The organism is Hahella sp. KA22 (genome assembly GCF_004135205.1).
GTDB lineage: Bacteria > Pseudomonadota > Gammaproteobacteria > Pseudomonadales > Oleiphilaceae > Hahella.
On record NZ_CP035490.1, the window covers coordinates 3,215,287 to 3,235,908 of the forward strand.

Genomic DNA, 20,622 nt, shown 5'->3' on the forward strand with positions numbered 1-20,622 from the left:
TGTCAAATACGCCGTTTTCCGCTTGTGCGGAGCGGCGCCCGGGCTGGCGACGTTTTATGTCGCCAGAGTCCTCAAGTTCAGGTTTTCAGGCTGCCGACCTGATTGGCGTCGAGCATACCATGCCGGATGGCGAGAAGGGTGAGTTCAACATCGCTGTTGATGTTCAGTTTCTCGAAAATACGATAGCGGTAGCTGTTGACCGTTTTCGGGCTCAGGCAGAGTTTGTCGGAAATCTCCTGCACCTTATGACAATTCACGATCATCATGGCGATCTGCATTTCCCGCTCGGACAAACTCTCGAAAACGTCGCCTTCTTCCGCATCGAACGGACGCAGCGCCATTTTCTGCGCGATGTCCGGGCTGATGTAGCGTTGCCCTGCGTGCACCACGCGGATGGCCTTGACCATCTCGGTAATATCCGCGCCCTTGGTGATGTAAGCGGAAGCGCCAGCTTTCATGACCCGTGAAGGAAACGGATCGTCTTCACAGGCGGTGACCGCCACCACTTTTACGCTTTCATCAATACGATGAATGCGGCGCATGGCTTCCAGCCCGCCAATACCGGGCATGCGGATATCCATGAGAATAATATCGATAGGATGCTGGCGGACAATACTGACCGCTTCCTCGCCCGAGCGGGCTTCAGCGACTACTTCAATACCGTCTTCATCTTTTAACATTCTGGACAAGCCGGCGCGCACCAGCTCGTGGTCATCAACAATTAACACCCTGATCAAAGTATCACCTCGCAGTCTTCCTTGTTGATCCTTGTTCGAGCCGACCGGGCGTAAATTCCCAAAACACTCGCAAATCTCAACAGAGCTAAGGCGCTCATTATAAAAAACGTGTAACTAAAACGATAGACGAAAAAGTCGGCTACCTTTAGACATTATCACGATATGAAATCGCTGTCGGATTAAATTTGCATCCGCCATTTTTAAAGCGCCGTCGCCTACTTGTATGGCGAGAGATTCCGCTCATTCGAATAAATAAATATCATCGATATTTGTTGCAGGTTTTGATCAAAAACACAGCGCCTTCACGTATAAGTATAGGTTTGGAAAAGCGCGACTAAAATGCGACGTCGTGCACAGGGAGCTTAACGTATATTAATCTGAATATTTGGACAACTTTATAAGTGCTTGTTTAAATAAAGCTAATATTTTTCATCCAAAGCGCTTCCCTGTATTCAGCCGCGCAGTGTCGCGGAAGCAGGGAAGTCAAGATAACTAAAACTGGGAATGGATATGAAAGACGATAAAATTAAAGAGGAAAGCCTTGATCATCACTTAATACTGCGCCACCTGTTATTGGCGGATTACAACGACATCAAGGAGGTGATGGACAAGGTTTACCACAACCTGGGCGGCGCCTGGACCAAGCGTAAATTTCGCGCGCAGCTGAAAACCTTCCCGGAAGGCCAGATTTGTATCGAAGATAACGGCAAGGTGGTTGCTGCGGCTTTTTCGGTAATCATCGATTATCACAAATTCGGCGATCAGCACACCTATGACGAGGTTACCGGCGACGCTTATCTGACCACCCACGACCCCAATGGCGATGTGTTGTACGGCGTTGATGTGTTCGTCGATCCGGATTACCGCGACATGCGCCTGGGGCGTCGTTTATATGAAGGCCGCAAAGAGTTGTGCCGCAACCTGAATCTGCGCGCCATCGTGGCCGGGGGGCGTATCCCCAATTATCAGTCCTACGCGAAAAGCATGACGCCGGAGGAATACCTCGAAGCGGTCAGTCGCAAAGAGGTATACGACCCGATTCTGACGTTCCAGCTGTCCAATGACTTCATGGTGAAAAAAATCATTACCGGTTACCTGCCGGAGGATAAGGAATCCAAAGGCTACGCCACCCTGTTGCAGTGGGATAACCTGAACTATGAACCTGGCGCCAAGCAACTGATCGGCGCCGCCAAGACCACCGCCCGGGTCGGCTGTGTGCAGTGGCAGATGCGTCAGATGCGCAGCGCGGAAGAAGTGTTGCAGCAGGTGGAGTACTTTATTGACGCGCTGTCGGACTACAAGTGCGACGTGGCGCTGTTCCCCGAGTTCTTCAACGCGCCGCTGATGGGGCTGGAGCGTCACGCCAACTCTATAGACGCCATCAAGTATCTGGCGGGCTTTACTGACAAAATGCTGGAGGAAATCTCCCGTCTGGCGGTCAGTTACAACATCAATGTGGTGGCAGGCAGCATGCCGGTGATCGAAGACGGCGAACTCTACAACGTCGCCTACATGTGTCGTCGTGACGGCGGTATTGAATCCCAATACAAACTGCATCCTACTCCTCATGAAAAGAAAGAGTGGACCATGCAGGGCGGCGATGCGCTGACGGTGTTCGACACGGATTTCGGCAAGGTGGGCATTCTGATCTGCTACGACGTGGAGTTCCCGGAGCTGGCGCGACTGCTGTCGGATCAGGAAGTGGAGATTCTGCTGGTGCCGTTCTGGACCGACACCAAAAACGGCTATTTGCGCGTACGTCGCTGCGCCCAGGCGCGGGCGATTGAAAACGAATGCTACGTGGCCATCGCCGGTTCGGTGGGCAACCTGCCCCAGGTGGATAGCGTGGATATCCAGTACGCCCAGTCAGCGGTGTTTTCTCCCTCAGACTTCGCCTTTCCCCACGACGCCATCATGGCGGAAACCACGCCGAATACAGAGATGACGCTGATTGTCGATCTGGATTTGAACAAGCTGCAGGAACTGCAGAACGAAGGCTCCGTGCGTAATTATCTGGACCGTCGCCGCGATTTGTATCGCATCGAATGGCAGGGAGAGCAGGAGTAGCCGTCAGGCTGCTCCGCTTTGATCAAATCGGGGGTAGAGAGGACCGGGAAGGGGCTGTCTACAGCAGGTGTTTGTAGTCAGCTTCCAGCTGATTGAAATTAAGCTGTCCGATAAAGCGGGAGAAGCTCATCCACGCCGCCAGTCCTTTCAAGTCCTGGAAGAAGGGCGGCACATAGCGGGGCGCGGTAATGACGCCTTGCTCTTCCAGATCATGCAGGCTGGCCAAATCATCCAGTACGATCTTGCCGCAGAACAGCATGGGTAAACGGTCGATCTTGCCTCTGGCGAAGGCCAGACGCAGGAAGTTGTAAGTCAGCACAAAACCCTTGATGTAGGTGATGTCCTTGGCGAAGGGCCCCAGATTGGGGGTGCTGCCGCGAAACACCCTGGCGGCCAGGGTAAAGCTCTCGTCCTCACTGATGCCTTTATCACACAAGTAATGAAACACGTCGTTAAAGGTGGCTCCGTCCTCAGCGAGAGTGACTGCGCGCACCCGATTGATGAGCTTGAACAGACGCGTCGGGCCCGAACGCAGAGTAAGAATTTCACTCAATACCGCCAGGCCTTCCTGGGTGATTGTCGCGGAGGGCGGTCCCTTGCTCAGAAAGGTGCAGTAAGGTTGGCTGCCGCCGTTTAGAGTGGTGCCGAGATGCACCCAGCCTTCGTGAACTTCCAGCACATCCACGTCCTGCTGGTTGAACAGGGCGTCGTTGCGGATCTTGATATAATCCGTGCCCGCCGCCGCATCGGCGGCGATGCCGTCGGAGATCATGACGCGAATACCTGCGCCGACGAAAAAGTTGGACAGGCGGGCGTTCAATTCGTCCACCACATACTGCGCGGGTAAATTCTTTTCCGACTCCTGCATGGAGTCGTCTTTTAGCAGGTTGGACAGGGTCATCTCCATCATTTCGCCGAGTTCCGCCAGAGTGGGATCACCGGCATGGAACGCGTCGCTGGGGGAGCCGTAAAGCTCCTGGGAGATGTAGCTGAACTCCGGCGTGCCCCGCGCTTCCAGCATGCGCACCACCATCTGATATTCCCGGCATACGCGGCGCATGATCTGGGTGACCGGGTTCATTTGCCCCAGTTTTTTACTGATCTCGCGCTCTATTTCGTAGAACTCGGCTTTTTTGGCGGCGGGGTCGAATCCCAGCGGACAGTTTTTCTGGTAGTACTCAATGTCCACCTGGGGCGCTTTTTTAAAACCGGAGTCAAAAAACTGCTGACGGATCGACGGCGACCATTTGATGGCGTCCAGGATGCGGATAGGCTTTTGCGCCTCCACGATGCGTTCAGAGAGCGATTTCAGGGTTTGGAGGTACGACTCTCCCATTTGATTGGACGGCATAGACTCTGTGAATTCCTATTGTTGGACGGCTGCATTCCGGTTGGTTGGCGTCAGGAAAAGTGCGGCGCCTGGCGCGGTCCGGCAGTTTCGATTCTAGTGGCGTTTCCGGCCTCGCGCCAAGCCAATTTATGCGTTTCGTCGTCGCCGATCACCCAAGCCGTGTCGAAGGCCGCGCAGGCGGTGGCGTAATGGCCGGTTTGTCTGTAATCTTCTTTAAATACGTGCGCTTGCGCGCGCGCCAAAGGGTTTCCGCCGGAGCCTGGGAGTCCGGCGCTATGGGGAGTTCAAGGGGATGAGCACGACGCAGTATGCAGATAGTCTGAGAGAATTTCTGGTTCGGAAGATTGTTAAAGCGGAAAGAGAACTGCAGCAACTGAAGATGGACTACTGTCGGTTCATCTACGGTATTTCCCATCGCACCAAGATCAAGTTCGAAGGCGGCGTTTATCTGGTGCAGTCCGTGGATCTGGACTCCATGCAACGCCTGGATAACGGCGAGTGGGGCAAGCCTTGCGTCACCGCGACCAGACTTGACGGCGGGGAAAGCGATGGAGCTTCCCCCAGACAGATTTCTTCCCAATGGGAGCTGTGCTGATTCAGGCCACCAATCCCCAGGCGTTAATGCTGTTGAACAAACTGCACTCTTTGGGAAATTCCTGGCTGTACAGCCACTGCTCGGCGGCGCAATGGCCGGCGACGTACATCTCTGTGTGGCGGTGAGACTGGGCCCGCTCAATCAATTTTAAATCGCTGTCGTCATGACCCGGCGCGCCCAATCCTTTGGCGATGAGATAGCACTGCATTTGCAGACGCTGACGATCGCTGCACTGAAAAAACTCCGCCGTTGCATCCGCCGCGCCCTGCAGATAATCCAGCGTATGTTCGAACAGAGCAGGGTGCAGCAGGATGTCTGGGGCAAAGCCGTTCAGGCGCATTTCCAGCACCTGGGTTGACCAGAACATCTGCAGTTGTTTGATGGATTCGGAGGGCGCGCAGGAACAGCGCGGATCTTTGCGCACGGAGTTGACGCTGAGGTTGCCGAGGACGACGTGTTCATTCGCGTCCTTTTTCATGGCTTCAGTCAGACTGTATATCAGGCAGACAATAAGACCGAACAGTATTGCCTCCATCCCGTGGATCAGCCATTGCATAAATTGATGTATCCCTATTATTAACCAGGCAGACAAATAGCTTCCTTCTATTTGTCTGCAACGACAGGTCCCGCACAGGTCAGGCCCTGTCTCCCGCGGCTTGTCGCCGCGCAGGCGCGTCCATGCGCCTGGTGATTAACATGCCAATATCATCGCCATGTTCATAAAAGACTCTCTGGCGGCTAAGCGCGCAGGGTGATGTCTTGGTTTCCGTCTCTTTTACTGCTTTGACCTGTCAGCGTTTTGTCCTTGCTCGTGCGGCGTCCGTATTCTGTCTGGCTTCAGCAACGCATGCTTATAACTGCTGGAAATCAAGTTATACGAATCGGGTAGAAGCGCCTGTGATCCAGGTGACATTTTGTTTTATGTCGAAAGGATTAGGCTGAAACTGTGAAGAACCGCATGCGCGATTCGTTAACCAGGACGACTTATTGGCGCGCAGGACAAAGTGTCGGTGCGCTCGGGGTATGAAGAGCAGAGAAGAAGACTAGAGAAGAATAGAAGAATAAGATAGTGACGGCTCAAGCGGTCTGCTTGAGCTTGTGCTCGTTCAGGTAGATGTAGAGATCTTCGAAGGACAGGGGCTTGCTGAAGAGATAACCCTGGGCGAAATCGCATTGATTGGCGATCAGGTATTCTTTCTGATCGACCGTCTCCACGCCCTCCGCCACGACCTTCAATTGCAGTTTGTGGGCGACGGCGATAATCGCCGAGGTGATTTCCATGTCGTTGCTGTCTTCAGGAATATCGCGTACGAACTCCCGGTCGACCTTCAGCGCATTCACCGGCAGCTTTTTCAGATAGCTGAGTGAAGAATATCCGGAACCGAAGTCGTCGATAGCCAGACTGACTCCGGTTTGTTTGAGGCGCTTCAGTTTGGCGGTGACGGCTTCAATATCGCCCATCAACATACTTTCGGTGACTTCCAGCTCCAGCCATTGCGGCTCCAGGCCGGTTTCGTTGAGCACTTCCTCAATGCTTTGCTCCAGTTTCGGGTCATCGAACTGGCGCGCGGACAGGTTGACGGCGATTTTGATGGCGGACCCGGTCAGGTCCTGCAGCATTTTCATCTGCATACAGGCGTTCTTCAGCACCCAGCGGCCAATAGGATTGATGAGGCCGGTTTCTTCCGCCACGCTGATGAAACTGTCCGGCATCACCAGCCCTTTGCTGGGGTGATGCCAGCGAATCAACGCCTCAACGCAGACGATCTTGCCGGAAGCCAGGTTGACCTGGGGCTGAAAGCCGAGGGTGAATTCTTCGAACTGCAGCGCGTGGCGCAGCTCCTGCTCCATCAGCAATTGCTTGAGGGCGTGGGCGTTCAGTTCTTCCGTATAAAAGTGATACCGGTCGCGCCCATGTTCTTTGGCCCGGTATAGCGCCAGATCCGCGTTCTTCATCAGCACGTCCGCGTTGGCGCCGTCCGCAGGGGCCAGGGTGACGCCGATGCTGGTGGAAACGATCACCTCATGCTTTTTGAGTTTGATGGGTTCCTTGAGCGCTTTCAGGATTTGCGTGGCGACGGGGGTAACGGAAAACGTGTCGACAATGTCGGTCAACAGCACGGTGAACTCGTCGCCGCCCAGGCGGGCGACGGTGTCTTTGGCGCGCACGCAGTTTTTCAGGCGTTGCGCCACGGTTTGCAGCAGGCTGTCGCCGGCGTCATGTCCCAGAGTGTCGTTGATGCGCTTGAACTGGTCCAGGTCGAGAAACAGCAGGGCGATTTGCTTACGATCGCGGCGGGCGGCTTTCACCGCCTGCTCCAAACGGTCCACGAACAGGCGACGGTTGGCGAGTCCGGTGAGGGAGTCGTACAGCGCCATTTGCTGCATCTTGCGGTTGGCTTCCTTCAGCTCACTGACGTCCACCCCGGAGATCACATAGTTGGTGACGGTGTTGTCGCTGTCGCAGACGGTGGATACGGTCACCGCCCACCAGAAATCATGGCCATCCCGGCGGCGGCTTAATACTTCGCCTTCCCAGCCATCGTAAAGAATTTCGCTTTCCCAGATTTGCTCCTGCGGTTTTTCCTCGTCCATGTCTTTGGGATTGAGGATGTCGAGGAAGCGGCCGCGGGCTTCTTCCTGGCCATAGCCGGTTACATTGACGAACTTGTTGTTAACAAACTCAATGCGGCCAAGACGGTCTGTAATGATGATCGAACAGCCGCTGTTGGTGACTGCGCTACTTAGCTTTTTTAATTTGAAGTCGCGCTCATGCAGCGCTCTGACCTTGGCGGAAAGCTGACGGTTGAGGCGGATTTGAATCAGGGATAAAAATGCGAAGATAACGGCGATGCTGAGGGTGGTCAGAATTGGCCAGGACAGGCTTTCGCCCTCAAAGTAATACAGTGAAGCCAAATGGATGGTTGCGACGCTTCCCAGCATAAGCAACGAGATAGGTAGTACGTTCCAAAACTCACCATGTTTTCGCATGTATCTGCTTCTCTGTGTCCAGGTTCCATCCGGTAACCTACTGCGGGCCTACTCTTAAGACTCCCAGTGTAGAAGCTGGCCTAAGGTTGCTACAGTCAGATTTTGTAACCATCGTAACCATATGTAAAGCGACAAAGCCGTAGTGTGACGCTCCTCAAAAAAAGCGCCCGGGTCTGATTACGGGCGGTAAACTGTTAAAAAATTTTTACAAAGCCCATGCCGGCGGACTTGCATTGGTCATGGCAATTTCCCTGTATTAAGACCGCGAGACTAGGTCGTATGTGTGGATGTTTTATCGACAATGCGGAATCGCTGAGTATCAATCATTAAAAAAGGGATAGGTTAGATCGAAAGCTCGCCAATCGTAGATGACAGTGGTGTCAAAATCGGTAGCCGGGGAGTAGAATCCGAGCGCAAAATAATCAACCGCCTGTGGCCATATTAAAAAAGAACACAACCTTAGGTCGGACCCTTACATGTCGCAAAAATTAGTCATCCGAGTCAAAAATGCGGAGTCGTTGGCGGACGCGTCCGCCAAGCCGCCGCAAACTGTTACGGTTTACCATTGGAATCGCATTATCGCCGCTGGCTGCGCAGCATTCGCGTTGTTCGCCGGGGCGTTTTGGGGCGTATATCGCTGGTCGTTCGCCACGCCGCCGGACGCTTCACAGACGGATCTCGTCGCACAGAACGAGCCTCCGGTCATAGCGAACGAACGGCCTGAGCAAGCGGTTGCGTCGACGTCAGTCTCATTGGCCGCCGAAGATCGGCGTGAAGCAAGTGTCGATAGCCGTGCAGAATTGCCGATAGATGGGCCCATCATCGCAGACGCTGCGCCCGAGGTCGCGGCGGAGCCGGTCGTAGCGCCGGACCCTGTCGCACCGGAAAGCAGGCTTGAAGAGCGCATCGTCATGGCTGAGCCAGCCGCCGCTGGCGCATTGCCGACGACGCCAGAGCCGGAAGCGCCGCAGCAAGTACAAGAAGCGCCGCAAGTACAAGAAGAGAGCAACTCTGCCGACGCCACACTTGCCCAGGAAGCCCAGCCTGAAGTGGAGACGCTTGAAGACGTTGAGCAAGTCGACGTAGCGCAAGACTCAGAAGAAGAGTCTGTCGATCCCACTAAACGCAGACATCTGGAAACGGTTTCCAGCGGCGGCGAGCCGGTGAAAATCTTCTCGGACGCCATCAGTCGCGCGCAATTAACCCAAGAGCTGGATGATAGCGAGCCGACCAACGCGCTACGTAACAGCATCGTCATGAACGATGAAGGCCTGCTGCGCATCTATCTGTTTACGGAAATGATGGATATGACCGGGCAGACGCTTTATCACGATTGGTATCGCGGCGATAAGCGGGTGGCGCGGATAAGAATTCGGCCACACCGTTCGCCCATGCGCGCTTCCTCCAGTAAATTTATTGACCGGCATATGCTGGGGCAGTGGACGGTCAAAGTGACGGGACCGGAAGGCGATATACTGGCTGAAGCGGCTTTTTCGGTGAATTAAGCAATAGCTGAATAATCGAATGAATAAATGAATAAATGAATAAAAGAAAGCCCGATGCAATATCGGGCTTTTTCTTTGGATAGTCAGCGGATTGGTGTAAGCGTGGCCGCTCAGCGAGGGACCGGATTGCAGTTTTTGATAACCACCTTGCCTTCCAGCATCGCCCCCCGGGAATACTCCTGAAAATAACAGGTATTGGTCTTGGGGTCGTAATTTTCGATCCACATGTTGTCGTCTTTCCAGGTCGCTGCGACATGCTGCATACCTTCGGGGACCGACAGGCTCATAGTGCCGCCCCAGCGCTTCACGAACATTTGCTGCAGGTAGAAATAATAGAAGGAGGCGCAGACCACCAGAATAACGCCGCTGACTACCGCGGCGGGTATCCACTGTTTAAGTTTTATGCCAAGCAGGTAAAGCGTACCTCCGGTGAGGGCGAGGACGAAAATCCAATATATATAAGTTATCATCGTTAACTTCCAAATTTTCCTTTATCGATTTAAAGTGTGAGTCGGCGCAAACGACTAGTCCCGGTGGCGCGTTGCCAGTTCAAGACTGCCAGGCTGACCGGCGCGGGCGTTGCTCCCGAAAACCCGTATACGGGCCATGCAATTAATCAAAACGTCGTATTCAGATTTACAGCGACCGCGGTGAAACTGAAACTGTAGTACGTTGCAGGGCTAAGGTTAAGCCCTTGTTTTGCATTTATAAAATATTAAGCGCAGAGCCGCCTCTCCGGCAGTCTCACCGCGGCGCGCCCGCCCGCCGTATTTCTGCGCCGCACGAGTCACGAAATGGAGAAGACACTGATGCGCACGCGCATACCCACCTATTGGATTTCATTCGGAATAATCGTCGCATTGGCTGTCTGGCTGATGGCGGGGCCTGTGCAGACTGCCCAGACCGAAGCGCCGGAGGCGACGAAGCAAGACAAGGTTGCGCCGACTAAAGTGGCTTATAAAGTCGCGCAGGCTGAAACGATCAAGAAAGCGCTGGAGATCCAGGGCCAGATTGGTGTCTGGCGTGAGGTGAATCTGCAATCCCGCCTGGGCTCTACGGTTGAAAAAGTCGCTGCGGAACGCGGTCGTCGCGTCAATCAAGGCGATCTTTTGTTGACCCTCAGCGAAGAAGATCTGCCGGCGCAAATGGCCAAGGCCAAAGCGCAGGTGGACGTAGCGCGCAGTGAATTGAAAGCCGCCAAATCCCTGATGCAGAGAGGTCTGCAGGCGGAAACTGAACTGATGGCGAAGCAGGCCGCCCTGGCCAGCGCGGAAGCCGCTGTCGCCAGACTGGAGCAGGATCTGAAACACACTCGTATTCACGCGCCGTTCGCCGGCGTGATCGAAGAGCGAATGGTGGAGCTGGGGCAGACCGTTCAGGAAGGCGTAACCCTGGTGCGTCTTATCGATGATCAAAAATTAAAGCTGATAGGGCAGGCGCCCCAACAACAGGTTGGATTGATCAGTATGGGGCAGCCGGTGACGGCGCATTTGCTGAATGGAGAAACCCTGACCGGCAAAGTGTCATATATCGCCGCTCAAGCCGACGCCAATACCCGTTCTTTCAATGTCGAGGCGGAGCTGGATAATCCTCAGCGTCTGCGTGTGGCAGGTTCTACCGCCACCTTGAACATCGACGTCGGCGATGTCCTGGCCCACCGTATTTCCGCCGCTTTGTTGAGCCTGGATGAAAAAGGCCGCCTCAGCGTGGAATATCTGGATGCGGACCAGCGCATCGCCCGCACGCCGGTTGAGCGCATTCGCGCCAGCAATACGGAACTCTGGGTCAGCGGCCTGCCGGAAACCGTCAAGCTCATCACCATGGGACGCGGCTACGCCAAACTGGGTGAGAAAGTCGACGCGACGCCGGAAGAAGAGTTGCTCAAACACGATCAAGACAAAGATGAAGAGCCGGATGCGGATAGCGCCAGTCTGGCGATGAAACAAGCGGTGAACTGATGGATAAGCTCATACGTGCGACGATGGATCGCTCGCGAGCGAGCGTGATTGTATTGCTGATGTTATGGCTTGGCGGTTATTGGGCGTTTATGACCATGCCCAAAGAGTCCAATCCTGACATCACTATTCCCATAATCTATGTCTCCGTGTCTCATGAAGGCATCGCGCCTGAAGATGCGGAGCGCCTGCTGGCCCGTCCTCTGGAGCAGGAGCTGCGCTCTCTGGAAGGGCTGAAGGAAATGCGTTCGGTGGCGGCGGAAGGTTACGCCTCAGTGACCCTGGAGTTCCTGGCCGGTTTCGACCCGGATCAGGCTTTGACGGATGTTCGCGAAAAAGTGGATACCGCCAAAGCCAAACTGCCGGTGGAGAGCGATGAGCCCCGCGTTGTGGAAATCAACGTGTCGCAGTTTCCGGTGCTCAACCTGAGTCTGTCCGGTCCTTTCGCTGAAGATCAATTGGTGCGCATCGCCCGGGAGCTGAAGCGGCATATCGAAGGTATTCCTGAGGTATTGAAAGTAGAGATCGGCGGCGACCGTGAGGATTTGCTGGAGCTGGTGGCGGATATGCAGGTGCTGGAACGTTACGGCATCGACTATGCGCAGCTGTTCTCCCTGATCTCCAATAACAACCGTCTGGTGGCCGCAGGCAATATTGATACTGGCGCTGGGCGCATGGTGATCAAGGTGCCAGGGGTGATTGAAAATCTGCCTGACCTGTTGGGCATGCCGATCAAAATTCATGAAGGTCGCGTCATTACGTTTGGCGATGTCGCCACCGTGCAGCGCACTTTCAAAGACCCGGGCGGCTTCGCCAGAGTGGACGGCAAACCCGCCGTGGTGCTTGAAATCTCCAAGCGGGCCGGCGCCAATATCATCGAAACTATTGAGACGGTAAAGGCAGTGGTCAATATCGCGGAAGAGCGCTGGCCTTCCAGCCTCAAGGTGACCTACATCACTGACGAATCCAAGCAGATTCGTGAGATGTTGCGCGACCTGCTCAACAACGTGCTGTTTGCGGTGGTGCTGGTGCTGATAGTCATGATCGCCGCCATGGGCATGCGCCCGGCGTTGTTGGTGGGACTGACCATTCCCGGCGCCTTCCTGGCCAGTTTGCTGGTGATCCAGGCGCTGGGTTTTACGCTCAATATCGTGGTGCTGTTCAGTCTTATTCTGGTTGCGGGCATGCTGGTGGACGGAGCCATCGTTGTGGCGGAACTGTCGGACCGTAATCTGGAAAGCGGCATGTCGCGCAAAGAGGCCTATGCGCAGGCGGCCTATCGTATGGCGTGGCCGGTTATCGCCTCCACCGCCACCACCTTGGCGGTGTTCATGCCTTTGCTGTTCTGGCCGGGCATGGTGGGCGAGTTCATGAAATATCTGCCGGCGACAGTGATTGTCTGCCTCATCTCTTCGTTGCTGATGGCGCTAATCTTCATGCCGGTGCTGGGCGGCGTCTTCGGACGCTCCAAGGCGCCGGTCAACGCCTCCAATGGGCCCAGTCGCTTTACGCACTGGTACGCCGCGGCGCTGGCGCGATTGCTGGCGGCGCCCGGGAAAACGCTATTGATGTTCCTGGCGTTGCTGACGCTGACCTATGTCGCCTATGGACGCTACAACTACGGCGTTGAATTTTTCCCGGAAGTGGAGCCTGATTCCGCCCAAGTGCTGGTGCACGCCAGAGGCGACCTGTCGGTGTACGAAAAAGACACGATGTTGCAGAGCGTGGAGCAGCGCCTGTCGGGCATGCCGGAAGTGCGGGCGTTGTATGCGCGTTCCTTCGCCATGGCGGACGGGGATATGGCGGAAGATGTCATCGGCGTCATCCGTTTTCAGTTGATCGACTGGCATGAGCGTCGTCCCGCCAATCGCATATTGGAAGACATGCGCCTCCGCGCTCAGGACCTGCCGTTGAAGCTGGAGTTCCGCAAGCAGGAAGACGGCCCGGCGCAAGGCAAACCGGTCAAGGTGCGTCTCTCCGGCTCCACTGAGGAAGTGGAGGAAGCGGTGGGTCAATTGCATGAGCGTCTGCAGGAGCTGGGCGGCTTTATCGACATCTCCGACAATCGCCCGCTGCCGGGCATTGAGTGGCGCATTGAAGTGGATCGCGAAAAAGCCGCGCGTTATGGCGTGGATGTGGCCACCGTCGGCAATGTGGTGCAATTGGTGACCACGGGTCTGAAGCTGGCGGACTATCGTCCCGATGATGCGGAGGAAGAAGTGGATATTCGCCTGCGCGCGCCGTTGGAGCGACGCACTCTGGACTCCTTGAGCGGACAGATGGTGAGCACCGCCATGGGACCGGTGCCGGTTTCCAACTTCACCCGCCTGATTCCCGCGCCGAAAACCGGCACCTTGCACCGGGTGGACGGCGAACGCTCGCTTACCGTGGAAGCGGACGTGGCGGAAGGCGTGCAGGCGGACGAGCGTATTACTGCGTTGAAGGAATCTCTGGCCGAACGCCCTCTGGATGACGTGATGGTGAAATTCGCCGGTGAAGACGAAGACCAGCGTGAAACCATGGTCTTCCTGGCGCAGGCTTTCCTCATCGCCATTATGCTGATGGCGCTGATTCTGGTGGTGCAGTTCAACAGCATCTATCAGGCGGCGCTGGTGCTGTCCGCCATTGTATTTTCCACCGCAGGCGTATTGCTGGGACTGATGATTACCGGGCGTCCTTTCGGCATTGTCATGGTGGGGCTGGGGCTGATCGCCCTGGCGGGTATCGTGGTGAACAACAATATCATTCTGATCGACACCTACAACCAGATGCGCGCTTCCGGGGCGTCGCCCTACGAGGCCGCGTTGGAAACCGGAAAAGTGCGTCTGCGACCGGTGTTATTGACGGCGGTGACCACAGTGCTGGGGCTGATGCCCATGGTGCTGGGGGTGAACGTCGACTTGATGACGCCGTCACTGGGCGTTGGCGGACCCTCCACGCAGTGGTGGACGGAGCTGTCCAGCGCCATCGCCGGCGGTCTGACTTTCGCGACCTTCCTGACTTTGCTGATTACACCTTGCCTGTTGGTGATCGGCGAGAAAACCGGCGCCAGGTTGCGCTCATTCTGGCGGCGTAAATTCCGCCGCCGTGAGCGGGAGGAGACGGAGCTTGAGCCGACACCGCCGGTGCGTGGCCTCAGCAACGCTCCACGACCCAAAGAGGAGATCTTCGGCAAGTGATAAATGGCTCCGGCGCGGAATAAAAACTACACTGTAAACGGCTGCCGCCTGAAATCCAGACGCGCCCTCGACGGGACATGAGGTCAGTGCGTGGGGAAGAGATAAACGCCGAAACTGCTTCGGCGTAGCTTGAGGCAGTGTAGAGCAACGCGCCGGACAACTCTGCTTGTTCGGTCTCTGTTCGCCTGGGGCCGAAATGGAAGAGAAAGAATTTTATAGGGAACTGTTCAGAGGGCTTCGCGCGGTGGCGGAGTCCGCCTTTCCAAAGCGCTGCAACACATGTGGCCGCGTCTACGAGACAGCAGAACAATTCCTGTCAGAAACGGAAAACATCCGCAACACCCGCAGCGGCATGAAAGAGTCTGAGGACGACGATGGCTCCATGATCGTCGAGGTGTTTCGCAATTGCGCCTGCGGCTCCACGTTGATGGACGTATTCAATAACCGCCGCGACCTGTCCGAAGCCGGCCTCAGACGCCGTAAACGCTTCGGCGATTTCCTTGAGTTTTTGGTGGAGCAAGGCGTTGACCGGGAACTGGCGCGAGGCGAATTGCTGAAAGTGGCGCGCGGCATGCGCAGCCATGTTCTGGAGAAAATCCGTCCGCCCAAAATCTGATCTCATCCCACGCCATTCACCTGCAATTATCCCCTTCCGCATCGCGTCGATGTCGTGTCGTTTTCATTGCGAGGCCCCCGGCTGACGTTTGCGCAACAGCATATCGCTACTACACTATGTGGAGAGAGTTTGGAAGGAATCAAAGAGACTGTTAGTGGAAACAGATCAGCTCCCCGACGCCCTATTACTGGTGGACGATGAAGTTAATATTCTCAGGTCCCTCACGCGCCTGTTTCGTCGCGAAGGATACCGGATTTTAACCGCCAACTCCGCGCAGGAAGGCCTCGACATACTGGCGCAGGAAAAGGTGGCGGTGATTCTGTCGGACCAGCGTATGCCGGGTATGACCGGGTCGGAAATGTTCAAGGAAGTGAAGTCCCGCTATCCAGACACCATTCGGCTGATCATGAGCGGCTATACCGAGTTGGAAAGTATCACTTCCGCCATCAACGACGGCGCTGTCTACAAGTTTTTGCTCAAGCCCTGGGAAGACGAAAAGCTGCTGCAGCATATCCGCGAGGCGTTTTCCATCCATGAGCTGAAAAGTAAGAACGCCCGCCTGAATGAGCAGCTCAAGGAACTGAATCGTCAGTTGGAGCAAAAGGTGGAAGAACAGAATCTGGAGTTGATCTTGAATGTGCGTTCGCTACGCGCCTCGCAGGAAATTCTTGAACACTTGCCTGTCGCTATCGTCGGCGTCTCTGACGACGGCATGATCGTGGAAGTGAACGCCGCCGCTCGCGCCCTGTTGGGCGAAGGGCTGCAGGTCGGCATGTTCGTGATGCAGGTGTTTCCGGAGAATGTATTCCACAGCTACATGGAGGCGGTTAAATCCTCAGTAGGAGAGGTCGTGCAAGTGGCGGCGGTCATCGGTGGCCAGTCCACGCATATGCTGATTAAACGTTTCAGCGGAAATTTCAACGTTTCAGGCACCGTCATGGCGATGTTGTCCGCACAACAATAAACAGCGCCGTGGGGATTTAATCAGGAGAGAAGGATATGACCTGGAATGTGGAGGAGATCAAAACCAAACTTTCCGAGCTTTCATCGCCCAACCCGGAAATTGAAGCCATTATCAAAATGATGGACGACGGCGTCAGCGACCTGGGCATCATCGGTAAAAAAGTATTGGCCGACCCTGTGCTGGCGGCCCGTATTCTGCAACTGGCCAACAGTTCGTTCTACGGCTTCACCAAGGAAGTGAAAGACGTGGACATGGCCTGCGTCATTCTTGGCGCCAACACTATTCGTAACCTGATTTACACCCTGGTGGTGCTTTCCCGTTTTAACGGTCCCCGACAGGATACTCAGCTGGACTACACGCAAATCTGGCGGCATAGCCTGATGACCGCTTGTATATCCCAAGAGTTGTCCCGGCGTCAGGGCATCGACTTTCTGACCGCCTTCACCGCCGGCCTGTTCAACAACCTGGGCGTGGTGCTGATGGATTATTTTTACGGGGATGAAATTACAGAGTGCGTGAAGGTCGCCCGCCAGGAGAAAAAGCATCTGGTGTCGTCGGAGCGCAGCATTCTTGGCAAAGATCATCGAGCGCTGTCCGCGATTGTCCTGGAGTGCTGGTCATTCCCCCAGGACATTGTGCAGGTGTTGAACGCCGGCAGTGAAATCAATACGCCCATGGCGTTGGCGGTCAGCCTGGGGGATGTGCTGGCCACCAGTATTGTCGGCAATTGCATCGCCGGGGTGCAGTTACATTGCATCGCTCCCTGCAAAGTGGAAGCGAGCGGCGTGGATATCTCAGAGGTCCCCGCCATGACCCTCAATGGCTTGAAGTTGTTCAAGGAGTTGGCGTCGGAATTTATTCCCAAAGGCAAGAAAAACGGCTCCTGAGCCCCTGTTAGATAGGATAAACGGAATGTTGCTTTATAAGGTTGTTCATGACGCTGGCGGAAACCAGGGCAATATCAGTGAGTTGCTGGAAGCGCTGTTCGCTGAAGACGAAGGCGTTTCGGTAAGCTGGATGTGGCTGGACCCGCAAAGTCAGTATATTGCGCAACACCTGCAAAGTTCGGTTATTTCATTCCGCTTCAAATGGGGCGATGAAGCGATCAGCACTCTGCGCGAACGGGTGGAGTCGTCGGAGCCCAACGCCTGGAACGAGTTTGAGCTGCCTCTGGCCAACGGTAAAATCCTGCATGGCTGGCATATCAAGATCAAACTGAGCGAGAGCGCCTCCAGCGGCATCGCCGTGTGTGCGGATGAGCCGTTCAAGTTGTCCGAGCGACTGGACAGCAAACTGAGTTGGGCGATGACTACCCTGGGGCTGACCCGGCGTAACGAAGTCCTGCAGTATCAACTGACCGATTTGCAGAAATTGATGCTGTTCCAGGTGGTGTGGGCGGAGACCCTGGAATGGATCAAAGGGGTGGAAAACGAAGACGACGAGTTTTTCCGCGAGTTACTGGTGCGTCTGGAGATTGTCACCGGCGCCAGCGGCTCCGCGCTGGAGTTGCGGGGCCAACGGGGTGAGCCGTCGAAATGGCTGGAGAAAGGGCTGACCCTGGCCAAGCTGAAAAGCATCTCCGCCGCGCTGGGCGACGAGTCGATCCTGGAGTCGGAAAAATCGCTGTGTCTGGGCGACCTGTCTGAAAAGTGCCAGCCGCCGGGCAGTTGCCACGAAATCGACCAGTTGAATATCTTTCCTATTCAGACCGGCGACGGCGTGTGCAAAGGCACTTTGTATCTCGCCAAGAGCAAAGGCAAGCCGGTGTTCTCCCTGGCGGATGAAATGTATATCTCGCAGATGGTCAGCCAGGCGTACAGCGGTTTTGAGAAAAACGCGCTGCTGGCGGAACTGGAGAAAAGCAACCAGCAACTGGTGCTGGAGCGACAGCAACAGGAGAAACTGATCAGTCAGCTGCAGGACACCCGGGCGCAACTGCTGCAGTCGGAGAAACTCGCCTCCATCGGGCAACTGGCGGCCGGTGTGGCGCATGAGATCAATAACCCCATCGGCTATGTCAGTTCCAACCTGACCACCCTGAATGAATACATCAGCACATTGTTTGAGTTGCTGGACGAGATCGAAGAGCGTCTCGGCGGCGACAAGGCGGAAGTAAAAGCCATCTTCAAGGAACTGGAGGAGAAGTACGAAACGGAATATATCCGGGGCGACGTTACGGACCTGATGAAGGAATCCAACGAGGGCATCTATCGGGTCAAGCAGATCATTCAATCCCTGAAGGATTTCTCGCGACCGGACACTGGTCAATTCGAGCTGGGCGACCTGAACCAGTACATCAACAAGACGCTCAACATTGTCCACAACGAAATCAAATACAAGGCGGAAGTCATCAAGGATTTTGGCGATTTGCCCAAGATCGAAATGGTGGAGTCGCAGATTGGCCAAGTGATTCTGAATCTGGTGGTCAACGCCGGTCATGCGATCGAGCACAACGGCGTTATCAGGGTTTCCACCAAAGTGGTGGAGGACGGCTTCATCTGCGTCTCCGTGGCGGACAACGGCAGCGGCATCGCCAAGGAAAATCTGTCCAAGCTCTATGACCCTTTCTTCACCACCAAGCCGGTGGGCCAGGGCACCGGGCTGGGTCTGGCGTTGTCCTACGGCATCGTCAACAAGCACCATGGCCGCCTGGAAGTAGAGAGCGAACTGGGCAAAGGCACGACGTTTTACGTTTACCTGCCCGTTAAGCAACCTAAACAGGGAGAGGAGCAATGACGCAAGACCTGGCTTCGCCGGATTCCGCCTCACCCGCGGCCTCTGATGCGGACGTTGATTATGTGCTGTTTGTCGACGACGAGAAGCCGATCCTCTCTTCCATTCAGCGTTTACTGCGCAAACAGGATTTTAAGTGTCTGTTTGCGGAGAGCGGAGCGGATGGGCTGAAAATTCTGGAGTCGCAGCGAATCGATCTGGTGATCTCCGACATGCGCATGCCGAATATGGACGGCGCGCAGTTCTTGTCTCAGGTGAAAGCGCGCTGGCCGTTGACGGTGCGTATGCTGCTGACCGGTCACTCGGATATTTCCGCCACGGTGACCGCCCTCAATGAAGGCGGCATCTATCGCTACATCAGCAAGCCCTGGGATGACGAAAATCTGATTGAAGTGATTCACGAAGGCCTGCGCATACGGCGTCTGGAGCGGGAGAAAAAACGCCTGCTCAATGTGACTCAGCAGCAGAACCGGGAGCTGCAGAAGTTCAACAAGGATCTGGAAAAGATGGTCGCCGCTCGCACTGAGGAAGTGCGGCAGACCGCGGACATGCTGGAGCTGGCGTACCAGCAACTGAAAGACAGCTATGACGACTTCGTCAGAGTGTTTTCCACCTTTATCACCAGCCGCGGCTACTTGATCAAGGGGCATTCACAGAGTGTGGCGGACTTATCGAAAACCATCGCGGAGGCCATGGAGCTGCCGGAAGCGGACGTCAAACATATCTATTACGCCGGCTTGTTGCACGAGGTAGGCAAGCTCAGCCTGTCTGACGATGTGTTGAGTCGGGCGGAAGCCAAACTGACCCGGCAGGATGTGGTGGAGTATCAACGTTATCCTCTGCTGGGGGAAATGGCGCTGACGGCGATTGCGGAACTGGAGCCGACGTCCCGCTTTATCCGGCACCATACGGAATACATGGACGGCAGCGGTTTTCCGGACAGGTTGAAAGGCGACGCCATTCCCATGGGCTCGCGCATTATCCGCGCCGTGCGCGACTTTGTGGGGCTGCAAAGCGGACTCATGCGCACCGACGCGATGACCAAGGACGACGCCTTCAAGCTGATCCAGGACAACGCCGGCAAACGCTACGACCCTCAGGTGGTGAAACTGCTGGCGCCGCTGGTGGAAAGTTATACCGGCGACGATGTGTTGCCTCATGAAGATAAGCTCGGCGTGGGAGCGCTGGTTCCCGGTATGCGGTTATCCCGGGACTTGAAAAACACCAATGGCATTCTGCTCATCGCCAAAGGCCATGTGCTGACGGAAAAAATCATCGAAAAAATGCTGTCGTTGGAGAAATTGGAAAACCGCAAACTCAGTGTGTTCGTAATGAAAAGATAGGCGGGAGTCTATATGACTACATTGGCGATTATCGATGACGAAGAAAACGTGCTGCGCGCCTTACAACGCATATTACGCAAGAAGCCCTGGAAGGTGTTGACCTTCAGCGATCCCTATGAAGCCATCGACGCCCTGCGTAAAGAACCTGTAGACCTGGTGATTTCCGATTACCGAATGCCGGAAATGAACGGCGTGGAACTGCTTAACTCTCTCAAGGAAGTGCGCCCGGAAGCGCTGCGCATCCTGTTGAGCGGACAAGCGGATATTGATGGCGTGACCTCGGCCATCAATGACGCGGAAATTTATCGGTTTATCTCCAAGCCCTGGTCCGACGAGGACCTGTTGATGACTCTGGAGAACGCCCTGGAGCATAACGCTCTGATGCGGGAGAACCGCCGCCTGCTGGATCTGGTGCGCAAACAGGAAGGCGCGCTGAAGAAACAGCTGGAAGAACTGCAGCGGCTGGAAGCCGCGACGCCTGGCATTACCCAGGTGAGTTGGAATGAAGACGGCAGCATCGATCTGGTGGACGAGGACTTCGACGAACTCTGACGTCGAAGCATTCCGGAGCTTTTAAGCGCTCCAC

The 20,622-nt window shown here is 55.4% G+C and carries 17 protein-coding genes; 11 read left to right on the forward strand and 6 right to left on the reverse strand.

Annotation, left to right across the window (positions count from 1 at the left end; translation table 11 throughout):
- Positions 1-77: 77 nt before the first annotated feature.
- Positions 78-737 carry a UvrY/SirA/GacA family response regulator transcription factor gene (gene uvrY, locus EUZ85_RS14405; RefSeq protein ID WP_011397823.1) on the reverse strand — a complete coding sequence of 220 codons (660 nt, stop codon included), beginning with the start codon at positions 735-737 and terminating at the stop codon, positions 78-80.
- A gap of 510 nt (positions 738-1,247) precedes the next feature.
- Here uvrY and EUZ85_RS14410 point away from each other — a divergent pair.
- A complete protein-coding gene (locus EUZ85_RS14410) occupies positions 1,248-2,804 on the forward strand; it encodes a carbon-nitrogen hydrolase family protein (RefSeq protein ID WP_127969946.1) in 1,557 nt (518 codons plus the stop codon).
- Positions 2,805-2,862: 58 nt separating this feature from the next.
- On the opposite strand, the gene EUZ85_RS14415 is transcribed toward EUZ85_RS14410, so the two are convergent.
- Positions 2,863-4,155, reverse strand: a complete 1,293-nt coding sequence (locus tag EUZ85_RS14415; RefSeq protein ID WP_127969947.1) for a flavohemoglobin expression-modulating QEGLA motif protein — start codon at positions 4,153-4,155, stop codon at positions 2,863-2,865.
- Between the two features lie 50 nt (positions 4,156-4,205).
- Complete coding sequence (locus EUZ85_RS14420) at positions 4,206-4,397, reverse strand: hypothetical protein (protein WP_127969948.1); 192 nt, start codon at positions 4,395-4,397, stop codon at positions 4,206-4,208.
- 50 nt (positions 4,398-4,447) lie between these two features.
- On the opposite strand from EUZ85_RS14420, the gene EUZ85_RS14425 reads away from it, so the two are divergent.
- The gene (locus EUZ85_RS14425) at positions 4,448-4,750 is read left to right on the forward strand and encodes a hypothetical protein (protein WP_127969949.1); all 303 of its coding nucleotides are present in this window, start codon (positions 4,448-4,450) and stop codon (positions 4,748-4,750) included.
- Position 4,751: 1 nt separating this feature from the next.
- On the opposite strand, the gene EUZ85_RS14430 is transcribed toward EUZ85_RS14425, so the two are convergent.
- Together EUZ85_RS14430 and EUZ85_RS14435 are read right to left on the reverse strand one after the other, a co-directional pair.
- A complete protein-coding gene (locus tag EUZ85_RS14430) occupies positions 4,752-5,306 on the reverse strand; it encodes a hypothetical protein (RefSeq protein WP_164887249.1) in 555 nt (184 codons plus the stop codon).
- A gap of 521 nt (positions 5,307-5,827) precedes the next feature.
- Positions 5,828-7,741: a bifunctional diguanylate cyclase/phosphodiesterase gene (locus EUZ85_RS14435; protein ID WP_127969951.1), complete on the reverse strand. Its 1,914-nt coding sequence runs from the start codon at positions 7,739-7,741 to the stop codon at positions 5,828-5,830.
- 476 nt (positions 7,742-8,217) lie between these two features.
- Between EUZ85_RS14435 and EUZ85_RS14440 the strand changes: the two genes are divergently transcribed.
- Positions 8,218-9,246, forward strand: coding sequence for a DUF2914 domain-containing protein (locus tag EUZ85_RS14440; RefSeq protein ID WP_127969952.1), 1,029 nt, complete (start codon positions 8,218-8,220; stop codon positions 9,244-9,246).
- Positions 9,247-9,356: 110 nt separating this feature from the next.
- Here the strand turns inward: EUZ85_RS14440 and EUZ85_RS14445 are convergent, their stop codons facing one another.
- Entirely contained in the window at positions 9,357-9,716 is a 360-nt protein-coding gene (locus tag EUZ85_RS14445; protein ID WP_127969953.1) for a hypothetical protein, read from the reverse strand.
- Between the two features lie 324 nt (positions 9,717-10,040).
- Between EUZ85_RS14445 and EUZ85_RS14450 the strand changes: the two genes are divergently transcribed.
- The 8 genes from EUZ85_RS14450 to EUZ85_RS14485 all read left to right on the forward strand — a co-directional run bounded on the left by EUZ85_RS14450 (position 10,041) and on the right by EUZ85_RS14485 (position 20,588).
- A complete protein-coding gene (locus tag EUZ85_RS14450; RefSeq protein WP_241567034.1) occupies positions 10,041-11,204 on the forward strand; it encodes an efflux RND transporter periplasmic adaptor subunit in 1,164 nt (387 codons plus the stop codon).
- Positions 11,204-14,380 carry an efflux RND transporter permease subunit gene (locus EUZ85_RS14455; RefSeq protein WP_127969954.1) on the forward strand — a complete coding sequence of 1,059 codons (3,177 nt, stop codon included), beginning with the start codon at positions 11,204-11,206 and terminating at the stop codon, positions 14,378-14,380. Before EUZ85_RS14450 ends, EUZ85_RS14455 begins: the two co-directional genes overlap by 1 nt.
- Before the next feature lie 196 nt (positions 14,381-14,576).
- A complete protein-coding gene (locus tag EUZ85_RS14460) occupies positions 14,577-14,996 on the forward strand; it encodes an oxidoreductase (protein ID WP_127969955.1) in 420 nt (139 codons plus the stop codon).
- 154 nt (positions 14,997-15,150) lie between these two features.
- Positions 15,151-15,960 carry a response regulator gene (locus tag EUZ85_RS14465; protein ID WP_241567035.1) on the forward strand — a complete coding sequence of 270 codons (810 nt, stop codon included), beginning with the start codon at positions 15,151-15,153 and terminating at the stop codon, positions 15,958-15,960.
- 35 nt (positions 15,961-15,995) lie between these two features.
- On the forward strand, positions 15,996-16,847 hold the full coding sequence (locus EUZ85_RS14470) for an HDOD domain-containing protein (RefSeq protein ID WP_127969956.1): 852 nt from the start codon (positions 15,996-15,998) through the stop codon (positions 16,845-16,847).
- Positions 16,848-16,872: 25 nt separating this feature from the next.
- Positions 16,873-18,696 carry an ATP-binding protein gene (locus EUZ85_RS31360; protein ID WP_206618062.1) on the forward strand — a complete coding sequence of 608 codons (1,824 nt, stop codon included), beginning with the start codon at positions 16,873-16,875 and terminating at the stop codon, positions 18,694-18,696.
- Positions 18,693-20,036 carry an HD domain-containing phosphohydrolase gene (locus EUZ85_RS14480; RefSeq protein ID WP_127969957.1) on the forward strand — a complete coding sequence of 448 codons (1,344 nt, stop codon included), beginning with the start codon at positions 18,693-18,695 and terminating at the stop codon, positions 20,034-20,036. The genes EUZ85_RS31360 and EUZ85_RS14480 overlap by 4 nt, the downstream gene beginning before the upstream one ends.
- A gap of 12 nt (positions 20,037-20,048) precedes the next feature.
- The gene (locus tag EUZ85_RS14485) at positions 20,049-20,588 is read left to right on the forward strand and encodes a response regulator (RefSeq protein ID WP_127969958.1); all 540 of its coding nucleotides are present in this window, start codon (positions 20,049-20,051) and stop codon (positions 20,586-20,588) included.
- Positions 20,589-20,622: the final 34 nt, after the last annotated feature.

Coding starts and splice junctions, on each gene's coding strand:
- EUZ85_RS14410 (WP_127969946.1), top strand. CDS start 1,248: ATGAAAGACGATAAAATTAAAGAGGAAAGCCTTGATCATCACTTAATA.
- EUZ85_RS14415 (WP_127969947.1), bottom strand. CDS start 4,155: ATGCCGTCCAATCAAATGGGAGAGTCGTACCTCCAAACCCTGAAATCG.
- EUZ85_RS14425 (WP_127969949.1), top strand. CDS start 4,448: ATGAGCACGACGCAGTATGCAGATAGTCTGAGAGAATTTCTGGTTCGG.
- EUZ85_RS14430 (WP_164887249.1), bottom strand. CDS start 5,306: ATGCAATGGCTGATCCACGGGATGGAGGCAATACTGTTCGGTCTTATT.
- EUZ85_RS14435 (WP_127969951.1), bottom strand. CDS start 7,741: ATGCGAAAACATGGTGAGTTTTGGAACGTACTACCTATCTCGTTGCTT.
- EUZ85_RS14440 (WP_127969952.1), top strand. CDS start 8,218: ATGTCGCAAAAATTAGTCATCCGAGTCAAAAATGCGGAGTCGTTGGCG.
- EUZ85_RS14445 (WP_127969953.1), bottom strand. CDS start 9,716: ATGATAACTTATATATATTGGATTTTCGTCCTCGCCCTCACCGGAGGT.
- EUZ85_RS14450 (WP_241567034.1), top strand. CDS start 10,041: ATGGAGAAGACACTGATGCGCACGCGCATACCCACCTATTGGATTTCA.
- EUZ85_RS14455 (WP_127969954.1), top strand. CDS start 11,204: ATGGATAAGCTCATACGTGCGACGATGGATCGCTCGCGAGCGAGCGTG.
- EUZ85_RS14460 (WP_127969955.1), top strand. CDS start 14,577: ATGGAAGAGAAAGAATTTTATAGGGAACTGTTCAGAGGGCTTCGCGCG.
- EUZ85_RS14470 (WP_127969956.1), top strand. CDS start 15,996: ATGACCTGGAATGTGGAGGAGATCAAAACCAAACTTTCCGAGCTTTCA.
- EUZ85_RS31360 (WP_206618062.1), top strand. CDS start 16,873: ATGTTGCTTTATAAGGTTGTTCATGACGCTGGCGGAAACCAGGGCAAT.
- EUZ85_RS14480 (WP_127969957.1), top strand. CDS start 18,693: ATGACGCAAGACCTGGCTTCGCCGGATTCCGCCTCACCCGCGGCCTCT.
- EUZ85_RS14485 (WP_127969958.1), top strand. CDS start 20,049: ATGACTACATTGGCGATTATCGATGACGAAGAAAACGTGCTGCGCGCC.